At 56.0% G+C, this 15,404-nt stretch carries 14 protein-coding genes; 2 read left to right on the plus strand and 12 right to left on the minus strand.

Annotation, left to right across the window (positions count from 1 at the left end; all coding sequences use genetic code 11):
* Nucleotides 1–3 precede the first annotated feature (3 nt).
* The 12 genes from lpxA to rpsB all read right to left on the minus strand — a co-directional run bounded on the left by lpxA (nt 4) and on the right by rpsB (nt 11,710).
* Nucleotides 4–774 carry an acyl-ACP--UDP-N-acetylglucosamine O-acyltransferase gene (gene lpxA, locus AC0L8N_RS01575; RefSeq protein ID WP_473665817.1) on the minus strand — a complete coding sequence of 257 codons (771 nt, stop codon included), beginning with the start codon at nt 772–774 and terminating at the stop codon, nt 4–6.
* Entirely contained in the window at nt 771–1,220 is a 450-nt protein-coding gene (gene fabZ, locus AC0L8N_RS01580) for a 3-hydroxyacyl-ACP dehydratase FabZ (protein WP_473665818.1), read from the minus strand. Before fabZ ends, lpxA begins: the two co-directional genes overlap by 4 nt.
* Entirely contained in the window at nt 1,213–2,235 is a 1,023-nt protein-coding gene (gene lpxD, locus AC0L8N_RS01585) for a UDP-3-O-(3-hydroxymyristoyl)glucosamine N-acyltransferase (RefSeq protein ID WP_473665819.1), read from the minus strand. Before lpxD ends, fabZ begins: the two co-directional genes overlap by 8 nt.
* A 60-nt stretch (nt 2,236–2,295) precedes the next feature.
* Entirely contained in the window at nt 2,296–2,829 is a 534-nt protein-coding gene (locus AC0L8N_RS01590) for an OmpH/Skp family outer membrane protein (protein WP_473665820.1), read from the minus strand.
* A gap of 42 nt (nt 2,830–2,871) precedes the next feature.
* Nucleotides 2,872–5,283 (minus strand): outer membrane protein assembly factor BamA, encoded by a 2,412-nt coding sequence (gene bamA / locus AC0L8N_RS01595; RefSeq protein WP_473665821.1) that lies wholly within the window; start codon nt 5,281–5,283, stop codon nt 2,872–2,874.
* A gap of 35 nt (nt 5,284–5,318) precedes the next feature.
* Nucleotides 5,319–6,671 (minus strand): RIP metalloprotease RseP, encoded by a 1,353-nt coding sequence (gene rseP / locus AC0L8N_RS01600; protein ID WP_473665822.1) that lies wholly within the window; start codon nt 6,669–6,671, stop codon nt 5,319–5,321.
* Nucleotides 6,672–6,816: 145 nt separating this feature from the next.
* Nucleotides 6,817–7,608 carry a phosphatidate cytidylyltransferase gene (locus AC0L8N_RS01605; RefSeq protein WP_473665823.1) on the minus strand — a complete coding sequence of 264 codons (792 nt, stop codon included), beginning with the start codon at nt 7,606–7,608 and terminating at the stop codon, nt 6,817–6,819.
* A gap of 1 nt (nt 7,609) precedes the next feature.
* Nucleotides 7,610–8,374: an isoprenyl transferase gene (locus AC0L8N_RS01610; RefSeq protein ID WP_473665824.1), complete on the minus strand. Its 765-nt coding sequence runs from the start codon at nt 8,372–8,374 to the stop codon at nt 7,610–7,612.
* An 11-nt stretch (nt 8,375–8,385) separates the two neighbouring features.
* Nucleotides 8,386–8,943 carry a ribosome recycling factor gene (gene frr, locus AC0L8N_RS01615; protein ID WP_473665825.1) on the minus strand — a complete coding sequence of 186 codons (558 nt, stop codon included), beginning with the start codon at nt 8,941–8,943 and terminating at the stop codon, nt 8,386–8,388.
* 39 nt (nt 8,944–8,982) lie between these two features.
* Complete coding sequence (gene pyrH / locus AC0L8N_RS01620) at nt 8,983–9,705, minus strand: UMP kinase (RefSeq protein ID WP_473665826.1); 723 nt, start codon at nt 9,703–9,705, stop codon at nt 8,983–8,985.
* Nucleotides 9,706–9,797: 92 nt separating this feature from the next.
* On the minus strand, nt 9,798–10,679 hold the full coding sequence (tsf, locus tag AC0L8N_RS01625) for a translation elongation factor Ts (protein ID WP_473665828.1): 882 nt from the start codon (nt 10,677–10,679) through the stop codon (nt 9,798–9,800).
* Between the two features lie 65 nt (nt 10,680–10,744).
* Nucleotides 10,745–11,710, minus strand: coding sequence for a 30S ribosomal protein S2 (gene rpsB, locus AC0L8N_RS01630; protein WP_473665829.1), 966 nt, complete (start codon nt 11,708–11,710; stop codon nt 10,745–10,747).
* 265 nt (nt 11,711–11,975) lie between these two features.
* On the opposite strand from rpsB, the gene map reads away from it, so the two are divergent.
* Both map and glnD read left to right on the plus strand, forming a co-directional pair.
* Nucleotides 11,976–12,740, plus strand: a complete 765-nt coding sequence (gene map, locus AC0L8N_RS01635; protein ID WP_473665831.1) for a type I methionyl aminopeptidase — start codon at nt 11,976–11,978, stop codon at nt 12,738–12,740.
* Entirely contained in the window at nt 12,737–15,394 is a 2,658-nt protein-coding gene (gene glnD, locus AC0L8N_RS01640; RefSeq protein WP_473665832.1) for a [protein-PII] uridylyltransferase, read from the plus strand. Before map ends, glnD begins: the two co-directional genes overlap by 4 nt.
* The last annotated feature ends 10 nt before the right edge of the window (nt 15,395–15,404 follow it).

A 15,404-nucleotide genomic window follows, 5' to 3' on the forward strand; every position in this document is an offset into this window, starting at 1 on the left:
ACCCTAGCGAACGATGCCGCGATCCGACTTCTGCAGCGAATCGAGCAAGACAACAATCTCAGGCAGCCCTTCTGCGAGCTTTTCGATTTCCACTATCGCATCAGCCAGCTTCAAGCCCTGACGATAGAGCAGTCGATAGGCTTTTTTGATATTGCCAATTTGTGCCGAGGAAAAGCCGCGCCGTCGCAAGCCTTCACTATTGATGCCACGCGGCAATGCGGGTTGCCCGGAGATCATCGTGTATGCCGGCACGTCGCGATTGGCGCCGCTGTACATGCCAAGGAATGCGTGTGCGCCCACACGGCAAAACTGATGGATGCCCGAAAAGCCACCCATGATGACCCAATCACCCACGTGCACATGCCCTGCCAACGTAGCGTTGTTGGCGAATATCGTATGGCTGCCGACTTGGCAATCGTGCGCAATGTGCACATAGGCCATGATCCAGTTGTCGTCGCCGATGCTGGTTACACCCTCGTCCTGCACTGTGCCGCGACTAATTGTGCAAAACTCGCGAATCGTGTTGCCGTCGCCAATTTCCAGCCGGGTCGGCTCACCGGCGTATTTCTTGTCCTGCGGGTCGTCACCAATGGACGCGAACTGATAAATACGATTATTGCGTCCAATGCGCGTTGGACCGTTGACAACCACGTGGCTGCCAATCCGACAACCCGAACCAATTTCTACCTGCTCACCGATGATCGAGTACGGGCCGACCTGCACGTCGTCAGCGATAACCGCCGTAGCGGAGATGATGGCGGTCGGATGAATCATTTGCCGGGTGCGCACAGAATCTTGGCGCTGACTGCAACCTGTCCGTCTACTGTAGCCGTGCAATCGTATCGCCACATACCGCGCCGCACTTTGTCCGTCCGCACGACGAACTCCAGTTGATCACCCGGCACAACCGGTCGGCGAAAACGGGCATCATCGACACTGGCAAGGAAGTACAACGGTCGCGGACTCAAGCCGGCATCTGACAAATGCGACAGGACGCCGCCCGCTTGGGCCATCGCTTCTATTATCAGCACGCCGGGCATAACCGGGTTGCCAGGGAAGTGCCCCTGGAAGAACGGCTCGTTGATGCTGACGTTCTTGATCGCCGTGATCGACTCGCCCGGTGTGCAGGCCACGATACGATCGATCAGCAGGAACGGGTAGCGATGCGGCAGGTACTTCATGATACCTGTCGCTTCCAAAACCGTTGCGTCATTACTCATTGTCGGATTTCCCTTTTTCGAGTTGCCTGACGCGCTTCGTCAGCTCACCCAGACGCCGGAATCTTGCCACCTGACGTTTCCAGTCCCCATCGGGTTCAGCCGGAAAACTAGCGACATATACGCCGGGAGTTGTGATGTCTTTCGTGACCATCGTAGCACCCCCGATAACGACATCGTCGCACAACGTAATGTGACCAACGAGGCCAGACATACCCGCGAGCATGCAGCGCTTGCCAATCACGGAGCTGCCCGCAATGCCTACCATGGCGGCGAGTGCCGTGTGTTCGCCGATTCTGACGTTGTGCCCTATCTGAATCTGATTATCCAGGCGCACGCCGTTGGCGATCACGGTATTTTCTATCGAACCTCTGTCGACCGTCGTGTTCGCGCCGATTTCGACATCGTCACCTATTTCGACACTGCCAATTTGCGGCACTTTGACCCAACCGTCACGACTCATTGCGTTGCCGAAACCGTCCGCTCCAATTACCGCGCCCGGATGCACGATACAGCGTGCGCCAATCTGGACGCCATGCATCAGCGTCGAATTGGGCAGCAACCGTGTGTCATCGCCGATATGTACGCCGGCTCCCACAACACAGCCAGCACCGACGTAGACTCGAGCACCTAGCACGCAATTCTCGGCTATACAGGCGTTTGGACCAATGTGTGTACCCGCACCGATAGTTGCAGAATCATCTACAACCGCGCTCGCATGCACGCTTTCGCTGTAGCTCGGCAGCGGATGCAATACGGCCGCAATGCGGGCGTAGCAAAGATAGGGGTCGTCCGTGATCAACGTATTCACGGGGCAATCCGCCGCATCATCAGGACGCAAGATGACTGCGGTCGCCCCGGTCGTCGCAAGCACAGTGCGGTAGATCTGGTTGGCAAGAAAACTGATACTGCCTGCCGTCGCCTCCGACAGCGTCGCTACCCGATCGACAGTTGTCGCCGGATCGCCCTTCAGCTCGCAACCGAATTGTGCCGCCAGTTCTCCAAGGCTGACTGCCAACACTATCTCCCGCCGTAAACCGTGCCAGCGATGCTGGCCCGGCCTACGTAATGACCATCACTAATTGGCGGCTTGATAGTTCGCTTCAACCGCACGAAGAACCATTTCGGTGATATTGACTGCGTTGCTCGCAAACAGTACGCCGTCACCGACTACCAGATCAAAGCCGGACGCTTGAGCGTAGTCCTGAACTTCTTTCAACAAAGACCGCTGCAAATTGCCCAGTTCTTCGTTACGACGCAGGTTAACGTCTTCACGGTATTCATTCTGCAGTCGAACAACTTCGCGTTGAAGGTCGCGCAGGTCTTTTTCTGCGTTACGGCGCTCGGACTCGCCCATCACTGCAACATCACGTTGCACTTTCTCGGTCAGGTCCTGGTATTCCTTTTGCTTCGCGAGAATCTCACGCTGCCGCGGTGCAAACTCTTCTTCCAAAGCATCCATTGCGGCTTTTGTCTGGGGCGCACGATCCATCAGCAGCGGTACATTGACGAAGCCGATTTTCTGTTCCTGTGATTGTGCCGGGACGGCGACGACACACAGCAGCGCGCAGACTGCCAGCGCTTTGGTGAAATGTTGCTTTAAAAAACTCATATATCAATCCATTCCGTAAGAAATTCAAAAAAATCAGCAGGCCTAAAATGCCTGGCCAATGGAGAACTGAAAGCGTTCGATTTCGTCTCCGAAAAATCGGTCATTGCCAGTCGTCTCGTTCAACGGCAAAGCATAGCTGAAGCGGAAAAAGCCCAGTGGAGCCAACCATTCCACGGCAACACCCACCGAGGTCTTCAATTCATCAAAATCAGGTTCATAGCTGACCGGCGATCCCAAACGGTCATTGAACGCGACCTCGCCTGTATTAAACACGTTACCGATATCGTAGAAGAAGCTGGCCCTGGTCTTGCCACTCCACTTTTCCGGGAGGGGAATTATAAGCTCAAGTTGATTCGCAACCAACACGTTACCACCGTAAGGGTTGCCAAAACTGTCGCGCGGCCCCATCCACGACTCTTTATAGCCTCGAATAGACTCAGGACCACCGCCGTAAAATTGCTTGAACGGGGGCAAAGCCGTGGTGGAGTTCAGAGCCTCACCGTAGCCAAGTTCTGAGTTAATTCGCGCAGTCCAGCGGCCAAACAGCGGTATGTACTTGGTGAAATTGTAACGTGCCGTAAAATACTCGACTTCACTGCCCGGCACAGCCATACCCAGAACCAACTGGTGGCGGCTACCCCGATTGGCAAACAAACTGCGGTTCCTGCTGTCAAAAGTCCAGCCTGCAATCAGCTCAAGGGTATCAAAGCTGGTGCCGAAGAAATTAATACCGGTGCCTGTATTCTCGAAGAATGTGTCACCGTTGTTCAGAACCCAATCCTGCGCCTGCTGGGTACTTGACGTCGAAGACAAGAGTTCGGCGCGCTGGTAGTTAAAGCCGAAACTCAATGACTGAAACTCAGTAATGGGGTAGCCATAGTCGAGTGTCAAACCGGAACTGGTGGTCGAAAAGTCCGACGACCCGGACGTAAACTGGGTTATGTCACGATAATTGATACCAACTGTGCGTCGGTATCCATTACGCCCGCGGTAAGGGTCCGTATGCGACAAACTGTACAATTTGGAATAGCGACCGGAGTTAAGTTGCAGCGCTACCCGATCGCCCGTGCCCAGGAAGTTGGTATGCACGACACTGCCGTTCAGTATCAATTTTTGCGACTCTGAATAGCCAACACCACCACTGAACTGTCCCGGCATTCGGTATTCGAGATCAAAATTCACGTCCACCAGATCGGGACTGCCCGGTACCGGCGAATTGTCGACTTCCACATTCTCGATATAAGGCAAACGCTGGAGACGAACTTTGGATCGATCGATCAGGCGGTTCGACAAATACGCGCCTTCGGCCTGCCGCATCTCCCGCCGCAGTACTTCATCGTCAACTTCATCGATGCCGTTGAAGTTTATTCGTCTTACATAGACTCGGCTGTACGGGTTAATGAAGAAGGTTACTGACACCTCTTTCTTTTCGGTGTCCAGTTCCGGTACGGGTTCGATTTCGGCGTTGGCATAACCCTCTTCACCGAGTCGGAACGACATTAGTTCACTGGATTGAGTCAGCAGTCGCAAATTGAATATCGAACCTGGCCGCGCCAACACGAAAGCGCGCAACAACGCTTCGGGGACAACCATGTCACCGACCAGCTTGATGTTGGAAATCGTGTACCGCTCGCCTTCGTGGATGTTTACTGTGACGTAGATGTCCTTGCGATTCGGTGAGATCGCGACCTGAGTCGACTCAACCCGAAAATCGGCAAAACCTCGATCCATGTAGAACGAACGCAGAATCTCAAGATCGCCCTCAAGTGACTCTTTCGCGTAACGATCATCCTGCCGTAACCACGACAGCCAGTTGGCTGTATCAAGCGTAAAACCAGCTCGAACCTCATCCGCAGAGAAGTTTTCGTTGCCAACAATATTCACCTGCCGGATCCGCGCTCGGTCACCTTCTTTCACCGTCACTTTGATACGGACGGTGTTATTGGGTCGGTCCTCGACTTCAGAGTCAACTACGACGGCGTACTTGCCGCGGTCGTAATACTGTTCGCGTAAGAACAGCTGCACGTTATCGAGCACCGATCGATCAAAGGTACGACCACGTGCCAATCCTACGCCGCGCAAGGATTCCATCAAATCTTCGGTCTTGATGTCCTTGTTGCCCTCGATCGAGAAGTCCTCAATTGATGGACGTTCGCTAACGGCCACGACCAGCGTCGTACCATCACGGCGCATTTCAATATCGTCGAATAATTCCTGTTCGTAGAGAGTACGAATCGCTTCCTGAATGCGCAGATCGTCAACCGTATCGCCAACATTGATAGGCAAGTAATTGAAGACAGTACCCTCAGCAATGCGTTGCAAGCCTTCCACCCGCATATCGCCGACTTTGAACTCTTCTGCCTGCACCGTCATTGACCCAAGCATTAGCATTATGAAACCAATGAAAGTAGTCGCGATGTGACGACGAGCATGGGATTGGGCAATTAAGTTCATAAATGGGTTCCGGGCTTGTCTTCGCAGGACAAACTTCATCCTATAAGTCGGGCAATGTCGTTATAAAAAGCAAAGGTCATCAACAACAGCAGTGCGAATATGCCTGCCTGCTGACTCAGCAACTGGGAGCGCTCCGACAATGGACTGCCTTTCAGGCCTTCAATCGTCTGGAACACAATTTGGCCGCCGTCCAGTACCGGCACCGGCAACAAATTGAGTACGCCGAGACTGATACTGACCAGAGCCAGAAAACGCAGAAACGAGTTTAAACCGGCTTGAGCCGAATCGCCCGCGTATTGTGCAATATTAATAGGGCCGCTGATGTTCTTGACGGATACATCGCCAGTGAACATACGGCCCAGCATTCTGACCGTGAAGGCCGTTGACGCCCACGTTTGCGCGGTCGCCTCCGATACAGCGGTCAATGCGCCGTACTTGCGGACATACCAGTGATCACCTGCGCCATTGTCGATACCAACGCCAAGCAGCCCTCGTGATACACCGTCTTCTTCAACGCGCCCAAGAACTACATCTACTGTCCGCTGCTCGCCGTCCCGCTGGTAATCAACAGGAACGGTCGCGCCCGGCCGCTCAGTAACCACACGCTGCAGATCCCCGAAGGTAGCAACGGCTTGATTGTCGATACCGGTAATACGGTCACCAGGCTCCAAGCCTGCTGCGCGGGCCGCACCGTCTTCGCTAACCGAACCAATGATGGCGGGAGGTTGCCAGGGAAGAAAGCCGAGACCCTCGAACAGCATTCCCGGTTCGGTCAGGTGGCTGCGATTCTCGCCGACGATCAAAGTCGCCGAGCGTTGCCAACCGTCATCGCCTTCAAGGTCCAGTTGCACCTCGCCATTGCTCACGAGACGATCAAGCACAGTCACCAGCACCGCTTCCCAATCCGCGGCCTCACGCCCGTCGACAGCCAGGATACGATCGCCGTAACGCAGCCCTGCCTCGCTTGCGTACGAGGCTGGCGTTACTTCACCTACGGCTGGCCGTACTGTCGGTACGCCATTAATAAAGAGTGCCCAATACGCCAAAATGGCAAACAGGAAATTAAATGCAGGTCCTGCCAGAAGAACCGCGATTCGCGCCGGTACCGGTTTGTGAGTGAATGCCCGGCCCTGATCACTGGGGTCGACCGGCCCTTCCCGTTCATCCAGAAACTTGACGTAACCGCCTAAGGGAATTGCAGAGAGGCAATATTCCGTCTGGTCCTTACCGGCCACTTTCGTCAGCAATGGTTTACCAAAGCCGATCGAATAGCGCAGCACCTTCATCCCGCACCAGCGGCCAACAATGTAATGACCGAATTCGTGCACTGCCACCAGCACGCTGATAGCAACGATGAACGCTGCCAGACTCGTCAGAGCCTCGATCATGGGCGAAGCCCTCCAGGTCTTGCATTCGGGGCCGGCCGCCGTTTCGCTTTCCGGCCGGTCATTGCCTGCTTATGACTGAGAATCGCATCCGCAGTTCCCGTCCAGCCTGCCGCTGACAATATGAATACAAACTGAACAGCGACCATTACAAACCTGCCCAGTGCGTTCCCAGCGCAAACAGCGGCGCTGCGGCAGCAACACTGTCAATCCGGTCCAGTAGCCCGCCATGCCCCGGGAACAGCCGTCCGCTGTCTTTAATACCCGCAGAGCGCTTAAATATACTGACGGTGAGGTCGCCAACCACTGACACCAAACCGATCGCCATGCAAAACGGCAGCATCACGGCAAGCGATCGATCGAAATAAAAGGCACCAATGCTGCCGAGCAGCGCAACGAGCAGCAAACCGCCGACCACCCCTTCCCAGGTCTTGCCAGGACTGATGTGTGGCGCCAGTTTGACGCTACCGAAGCGCTTGCCCGCAAAGTACGCACCGACATCGGCAGCCCAGACAATAACCAGCATGAACAATAACAAGGCTGCGGATTGACGATAAATGATGTCCAGAGCCAGCCAGGCCGGAAGCAGGACAGCAAGTCCGGCGACCCAGGCCAACACTTTCGGCACGGGCGTCGGGTACAGAAAAATCCATACGAAAGCCGTAAGCCACCAGATCAGGGCAACAACGAAGACCGCATCAACGGTCAGCAGTCCGTACAGCAATTGAAACTGCAGAACCGCCAGCAAACCGGCTACCACAGTTACAAACAGCAGCCGTTGAGCCGTCCGCACCAACCCGGCGAACGGAGCCCATTCCCAGGCACCCACCAGAATAACCGCGGCGATAACCGTACGTGCGATCGTCGCCGGCACCACAAACAGCACGACGAACAGCAACAATGCCGCGATAATCGCCGTGAAAATCCGCTGCTTCAGCATGTCAAACCGCCGCGACCTGTTCGCCCGTGCAGCCGTAGCGCCGTTGGCGTTGTGCAAAATGGGCAAGCGCCTCATCAAGTTGAGCCGCATCAAAATCCGGCCAGAAACAATCGCAGAAAAACAATTCAGCGTAAGCCAGATTCCACAGCAGAAAATTGCTAATGCGCTGCTCGCCACCGGTCCGTATCAACAAATCCGGGTCAGGCACGCCCGACAAGGCCAGCTCGTTGGCAAAATGCTCTTCGGTAATTGCGTCACTGTCCAGCGTACCTGCGGCAACTTGCGCTGCCAGCTGGCGCGACGCTTTGACGATGTCCCAACGGCCGCCGTAGGCGACAGCGACAATCAACGTCAGGCCATCATTGCCGCGGGTCTGTTGCTCAGCGGCGTCGATTTTGGCGCGCAGTGCGTCGGCCAGGCCGTCTCGTTCACCAACGAAGCGAACGCAAATGTTATTACGATGCAAATCGTCCACTTCGCGCTGCAGGGCTTCGAGGAACAGATTCATCAAGGTACTGACTTCTTCCCGCGGGCGTCGCCAGTTCTCACTGCTGAACGCGAACAGCGTCAGGTAGGAAATCCCCCTTTCAGCGGCGGCTTCGACCAGCACGCGAACCGCTTTGACTCCGGACCGGTGCCCAAGGGTACGGGGCTTCGAGCGCGCTTTCGCCCAGCGACCGTTGCCATCCATGATCACGGCAACGTGCTGCGGCAGAATATCTTCCGCTGCCGCATTACCCTCCGACGATGCTTGCTTGATAGCCACAGTCACCGCGATCAGATTTCCATCAAGTCTTTTTCTTTCTCAGCGAGAACCTCGTCGATGCGGGCAATGTACTTGTCAGTTATACCCTGTATCTCATCTTGAGCACGGCGTTCGTCGTCCTCACTAATCAGTTTTTCTTTTTGCAGGTCTTTGACATCACCCAGAACATCACGCCGGATATTCCGAATCGCCACACGACCGCCTTCAGCTTCCTGACGCACCACCCGAATCATGTCCTTGCGGCGTTCTTCGGTCAGGGCTGGCAACGGCACGCGAATAACCGTGCCAGCTGACATTGGATTAAGACCGAGATTGGAATTCATGATCGCTTTCTCGATTGCCTGCACCATGGGCTTTTCCCACGGCGTGACAGTAAGCGTGCGCGAATCTTCAACGTTAATGTTGGCGACCTGACTCAACGGCACATCGCTGCCGTAGTACTCCACCGTAATATGGTCAAGGAGGCTGGTATGTGCCCGCCCGGTCCGCAGTTTGGTCAATTCCTGCTTTAGCGCGAGTACGCTTTTTTCCATGCGCTCTGCAGCGTCTTTTTTCAGGTCGTTAATCACGTTTCGGCCCTTGTCTGTCTGTGCAAATTCACTATGCGCTCATGCCGTGACGAGCGTACCAACCTCGTTATCGGTCATAGCACGAATCAGCGCATTTTCTTCGGTCATGCTGAACACACGCAGTGGCAGGTTGTTGTCGCGACACATCACAACAGCCGTCGCATCCATTACCTGCAGTTTGTCGATGAGTACTTTGTCGAACGAGACAGTATCAAACAATGATGCATTCGCGTTGGTCTTGGGGTCCATGTCATAGACTCCACCGACCATCGTCGCTTTCATCAGCACGTCGGCGCCGATCTCGATGGCACGCAGACTGGCAGCGGTATCGGTCGTAAAGAACGGATTTCCGGTACCTGCGGCCAAAATAACAACCCGGCCTTTTTCAAGGTGGCGAATTGCTCGCCGTCGGATGTAATCCTCGCAAACTTCGTGAATCTTCAGCGCAGACATTACCCGTGCATAGACGTTCATCTGTTCCAGCGCATCCTGGATCGCGAGCGAATTGATGACCGTGGCCAGCATGCCCATGTGGTCGCCAGTGACCCGATCCATACCCGCGCCCGCGAGACCCGCACCGCGGAAGATATTTCCGCCGCCGATCACCAGCGCCACCTCGATGCCGAGCTGCTGCACCGCGGCGATTTCGTGGGCAATGCGTTTGATTACCTTGGGCTCAATGCCGTAGTCCAGGTCGCCCATCAACGCTTCGCCACTCAGCTTCAGCATTACGCGACGGTAAAGCACTGGACTATCGCTCATTTTCCTGCCTTTTCAATATTTTAGATTACTTTCCAAGAATCAATATTACGCCGCATCCTGTCTCGACTGCGGCGTAACAGCCAACCCTGCTATCAGGTGCTGGCGCTGTCCTTGATTTGTTTCATCACTTCTTCAGCGAAATTTTCCTGCTTCTTCTCAATGCCTTCGCCCACTTCGAAACGGACCATGGCCGTCACTTTGGCACCTGCTGCAGAAAGCAGCTTGCCGACCGTTACGTCCGGGTCTTTAACGAAGGGCTGGCCTACCAGCGTAATTTCCTTCAGAAACTTTGCAACCCGACCGGACACCATCTTTTCGATGATCTCTGCCGGTTTACCCGACTCAGCCGCCTGCTCCGTGAAAATACGTCGCTCGCTTTCGAGCAACTCTGCAGGCACGCCGCTCTCGTCGATGCAGGTTGGCTTCGTTGCCGCCACGTGCATGGCGATGTCGCGCGCCAGCTCGGCGTCGCCACCTTCCAATGCAACGACTGCACCGATACGTGCGCCGTGGGTGTAACTGCCGATTTCGCCAGCGGACTCGACTTCAGCCAGGCGCCGAACGGCAATGTTCTCACCGACTTTGGCAACCAGCTCAGTACGCGCCGTTTCCACGGTGCGGCCGTCGGCCAGGGTGGCGGAATTGAGTGCTGACACATCGCTTATCCCGCCGCTGAGAGCCGTCTGCGCTACCGCAACCGCGAAAGCGGTGAAGTTTTCGTCTTTCGCCACGAAATCCGTTTCGGAATTGACTTCGAGCAACAGCGCCTTATTACCTTCTTCGGCAATTTCAATGCGCCCTTCTGCAGCGATTCGACCCGACTTCTTGACGGCCTTGGCCTGCCCGGACATGCGCAGACTCTCAATCGCCTCATCAATATTGCCGCCGGTCTCAACCAGAGCTTTCTTGCATTCCATCATTCCCGCGCCGGTACGCTCGCGCAGCTCTTTTACCATCGATGCACTTATCGACATCACTAAACCTCTATCTCTGTTCTGTATCGCGAAAACGGCCGCAAGCGGCCGTTCGCCTGTTTCGCCTATTCAGCCGTCTTGGCAGGCTCTGCGTCTTTCGTCGCTTCAGCTTTGTCTGCTGCAACTTCCGCAGGAGCCGCCTTAGCCGGCTCTGCGTCAGCAGACGCTTCCGTCTTGCCTGCATCAGCCTCGGCGCTTGCTGCCGGTGCCGCCTTCTTCGTTGCCGTTTTCTTGGCTACTTTGGCTCGCGCTGGCGCCTTGCGGGCTGTTTTCTTCTTGCTGGATTTTTTCGGCTTGCCGTCTTCGTCAAGCTCGACGAAGTCGTCGTCACCCAGCGCTACGTCCGGCAGTGATGACTTGCCGTCGAGGGCAGCATCAGCAATCAGAGTGGCGTACAAGCTGATGGCGCGCATGGCGTCATCGTTGCCTGGAATAACGTAATCGACCGCGTCCGGTGAGCAATTCGTATCGACGACAGCCACAACCGGAATACCCAGTTTGCGGGCTTCACGAACAGCAATGTCTTCGTGATCGACGTCAACAACGAACAGTGCGTCCGGCAAGGAGTTCATCTCCTTGATACCGCCCAGCGAACGGTCGAGCTTTTCCTGCTCGCGAGACAGGCCAAGAATTTCCTTCTTGGTCAGTCCTTCGTAAGCACCATCGGCTGCCATCTGCTCAAGCACTTTGAGGCGTTTGACAGAATTGCGAATGGTTTTGAAGTTGGTGAGCATGCCGCCGAGCCAGCGGTAGCTGACGAATGGCATCTCACAACGAGTGGCCTGCTCACGAATCGCCTCACGGCCGGCACGCTTGGTGCCAACAAACATGATTTTGCCGCCGTCGGCCGCCAATGACTTAACGAAGGCATAGGCCTCGCGCGCCAGGGGCAAGCTTCTCTCGAGATTGATGATATGAATCTTGTTACGTTCGCCAAAGATGTAGGGTGCCATCTTTGGATTCCAGTAACGGGTCTGATGACCAAAATGCACGCCAGCCTCTAGCATCTGGCGCATAGTTACGTCTGCCATGTTATTTCTCCGGGTTTGGCCTCCGTACATCCCATCCCGCAACCCCTTTTTAGGTGGGGCACCCAGCGCGATGTGTCGATGTACGTGTGGATTAATTGCCTCAAGGGCGCGCGCTTTATACCATACCCCGCTACTCTCAACAACGCAGTTTCCCAAGGAAAATTAGGGGTCGAACTGCCGATACCCACGAATTCGCACTGGCGGCCTCCTCAGGTTGCCCGCGAGTTGTGGGAAAAGGCGTTTATACCCGGCTATTTGCAGACTTATGACAGTAACTATCAAGACAGCTGAAGAGCAGGACAAGATGCGCGTTGCCGGCCGACTGGCCGCCGACGTCCTCGATATGATCGGCCCACACGTGGTACCGGGCATTACAACCGGCGAACTCGACACCATTTGCCATCGCTATATTACGGAAACCCAGCAGGCCATACCGGCACCGTTGAATTACCGCGGATTTCCGAAATCAATCTGTACCTCGGTCAATCACGTGGTTTGCCACGGCATTCCAGGCGACCGGGTGCTGAAAGCCGGCGATGCCATCAATATCGACATCACCGTGATCAAAGACGGCTTCCATGGCGATACCAGTCGCATGTTTTTTGTCGGGAAACCCAGCGTACAGGCCGAACGTCTGGCCAAGATCGCCTACGACGCCATGTGGCTCGGGATCGCGGAACTCGCACCCGGCAAACATCTGGGCGATATCGGCGCCGCAATCCAGACTTTCGTCGAGAAAAACCGCTTTTCCGTCGTTCGCGAATACTGCGGGCACGGTATCGGCCGCGTCTTCCATGAAGACCCGCAGGTCCTGCACTACGGCCGACGCGGCACGGGGCTGACATTCGAGGCCGGCATGACCATGACCGTGGAGCCCATGGTGAACGCGGGCAAACGGCACGTCCGCTTGCTGCCGGACGGCTGGACCGTGGTCACCAAGGACCATAAGCTGTCCGCGCAATGGGAGCACACCGTACTCATTACCAATGATGGCTACGAGGTCTTAACGCTGGGCGCGGCTGACCGGTGAGCCCGCTAGAGGGCGCAGGGCAGGAAGCGCTGCCCGCACAACTGCTGACCGCATTGTCTGCCTGTGATGACGTTGCGGCTGCGCGAGCGGCAATGCGCGATGCTGACGCCGCTCTCGCCACCCTCTTTCGCGATGGCGCGGATATTACCGATCTCGTGCATCTGCGCGCTTCACTGGTGGACGAATTGCTGGGTTGGCTGTGGGACCGCCACAGCCCGCTGAACGGAATCGGCATCGCGCTGGTCGCGGTCGGCGGCTACGGGCGTGGCGAGTTACACCCCTGTTCCGATATTGACATCATGCTGCTGACCTCGGGGCTCCCGGACGATACCCAGCAGCAGGCGATCGCTGCACTGGTGACTGACCTGTGGGATCTCGGCTTCGACCTGGGTCACAGCGTGCGCACGGTTGAGCAATGCCGTGACGAAGCCCGCGCCGACCTGACCGTCGCGACCACACTGATGGAAGCACGCCTTCTGCGCGGACCGGAAACCTTGTTTACCGAAATGGTCAGCGCCGTCGCCGCACCGGACATCTGGCCGTCTGACCGTTTTTTCGAGGCCAAACTCGAAGAGCAGCGAGCCCGCCACCACCGTTACGACGACACCGCTTACAAGCTCGAACCCAACGTCAAAGGCAGCCCGGGCGGGCTGCGCGACATCCAGATGATCGGCTGGGTGGCGAAACGCCACTTCGGTGCAGCCACGCTCGATGAGCTGATCGCGCATCGCTTTTTGTCACAAGGTCAGTTGCGACGACTTCGCGAAGGCCAGGCCTATTTATGGCGCGTACGGTTTGCGCTGCACATCCTGACGGGCCGCCGCGAGGACCGTTTGCTGTTCGACCACCAAACCAACCTGGCGGAGTTGCTCGGCTATGAAGATGCCGCGTACACGCTCGCGGTCGAGCAAATGATGCAGCGCTACTACCGCACGGTCATGGACCTGAGCCGCCTGAACGAAATGCTGCTGCAGTTGTTCGAAGAAGCCATACTCCTGGACCCCAATGCGACCCCTGAACCGCTGAATGAGCGCTTTCAGGTCAAGAACGGCTACCTGCAAACGGCGAACGATCAGGTCTTCTCGCGCGACCCGACCGCTCTGCTCGAAATCTTTTTGGTACTGCAACAACGGCCTGAAATTCGCGGCGTCAGCGCCTGGACTGTCGGCCTGATCAAACGCCACCTGTATCTGATCGATGAGTCTTTTCGCCAGGACCCGCGCAATCACCGCTTATTCTTGCAGATGTTGCGCGCGGAGGAAGGTGTCACCCACCAACTCAGGCGCATGAACCTGTACGGCGTACTGGGACTCTACATACCGGCTTTCGGCCGCATTGTCGGTCGCATGCAATACGACCTGTTCCATGCGTACACCGTCGACGAACACACACTGTTCGTCGTCAGCAATCTGCGCCGTTTCGCCCTCGATCGTTTTGATCATGAGTTCCCGCACTGCAGCCAGATCATGCAATCGCTGGACAAGGCCGAGATCGTTTACCTTGCGGGTCTGTTTCACGATATCGCCAAAGGCCGCGGCGGCGACCACTCGGAACTCGGTGCTTCGGATGCACAGGCCTTTTGCCTTGAACATGGTATGAGTGAGTACGATGCCAAGACCGTGGCATGGCTGGTGCGGCATCACCTGCTGCTGTCGATGACAGCGCAAAAGAAAGACATTGGCGACCCGGACGTCATCAACGAATTCGCCGGATTGGTCGGCGACAAGATGCGGCTTAATTATCTTTACCTGCTTACGGTTGCGGATGTCCGCGGCACCAATCCGAAATTGTGGAACTCGTGGAAGGCTACCCTGTTTCGCGATCTCTACAACCACACAGTGCGTGCCCTGCGTAACGGTCTCGAGAACCCGGTCGACCGGGCGGAATTGATACAGGACAAGCAAGAGACCGCACTGCAGTCGCTCCGCGACGATGGCGTGTCCGAAGCTAGTATCAATGACGCATGGTCGTTGCTGACAGACGATTACTACCTTCGTTATCGAGGTGCGGAGATCGCCTGGCATACGCAGGTCATGCTGCGTTCGGATCTGAACTCGCCGAAAGGCTTCTTCGACGTACGGCGGCAGACCAGCGGTGACGGCCTGGAAGCGCTGCTCTATACCCCGCGTACGAAACGCACGTTCGCGCAAACCACGTCGCTGCTCGCAGAACTGGGGATGACGATCGTCGATGCGCGTATCGTACCGCTCAAGAACGGTTACAGCATGGACACTTTCGTATTCATGGAACTGGACATGCGCAATGACGTGGACGACGCCCGACTGGAACGGATACGCAGCGCAATACGGCAAGTCATGAACACAGTTGACGATTCCGCCAAACCGGTGACACGCCCTCCGCCACGCCAGGTACGCATGTTCTCAACAGAGATTGCGATTCATTTCGACGAAGATATTGCCAGTCGCCGAACCATCCTGGAGATCATTGCTGGAGACCGGCCCGGATTGCTCAGTACAATCGGCCAGGCGTTCATTGAGTACGGTATCAACATCGATACGGCAAAAATTCTGACCATCGGTGAACGTGCTGAAGACGTGTTCTACGTTATGGGCGAAGACGGCAAACCGTTGCCGCCAAAAACCTGTGAAGCGCTGGGCGACCACCTGGTGGAAAAACTTAAACGACAATCCTGACCCTGGAAGA

Source organism: Woeseia sp. D3-10 (assembly GCF_055809415.1).

What these genes read in the sequence shown, in the direction of transcription:
- fabZ (WP_473665818.1), bottom strand. Translation starts at nt 1,220, where the DNA reads ATGAGTAATGACGCAACGGTTTTGGAAGCGACAGGTATCATGAAGTAC.
- map (WP_473665831.1), top strand. Translation starts at nt 11,976, where the DNA reads ATGACAGTAACTATCAAGACAGCTGAAGAGCAGGACAAGATGCGCGTT.
- AC0L8N_RS01590 (WP_473665820.1), bottom strand. Translation starts at nt 2,829, where the DNA reads ATGAGTTTTTTAAAGCAACATTTCACCAAAGCGCTGGCAGTCTGCGCG.
- rseP (WP_473665822.1), bottom strand. Translation starts at nt 6,671, where the DNA reads ATGATCGAGGCTCTGACGAGTCTGGCAGCGTTCATCGTTGCTATCAGC.
- lpxA (WP_473665817.1), bottom strand. Translation starts at nt 774, where the DNA reads ATGATTCATCCGACCGCCATCATCTCCGCTACGGCGGTTATCGCTGAC.
- AC0L8N_RS01605 (WP_473665823.1), bottom strand. Translation starts at nt 7,608, where the DNA reads ATGCTGAAGCAGCGGATTTTCACGGCGATTATCGCGGCATTGTTGCTG.
- bamA (WP_473665821.1), bottom strand. Translation starts at nt 5,283, where the DNA reads ATGAACTTAATTGCCCAATCCCATGCTCGTCGTCACATCGCGACTACT.
- pyrH (WP_473665826.1), bottom strand. Translation starts at nt 9,705, where the DNA reads ATGAGCGATAGTCCAGTGCTTTACCGTCGCGTAATGCTGAAGCTGAGT.
- tsf (WP_473665828.1), bottom strand. Translation starts at nt 10,679, where the DNA reads ATGTCGATAAGTGCATCGATGGTAAAAGAGCTGCGCGAGCGTACCGGC.
- rpsB (WP_473665829.1), bottom strand. Translation starts at nt 11,710, where the DNA reads ATGGCAGACGTAACTATGCGCCAGATGCTAGAGGCTGGCGTGCATTTT.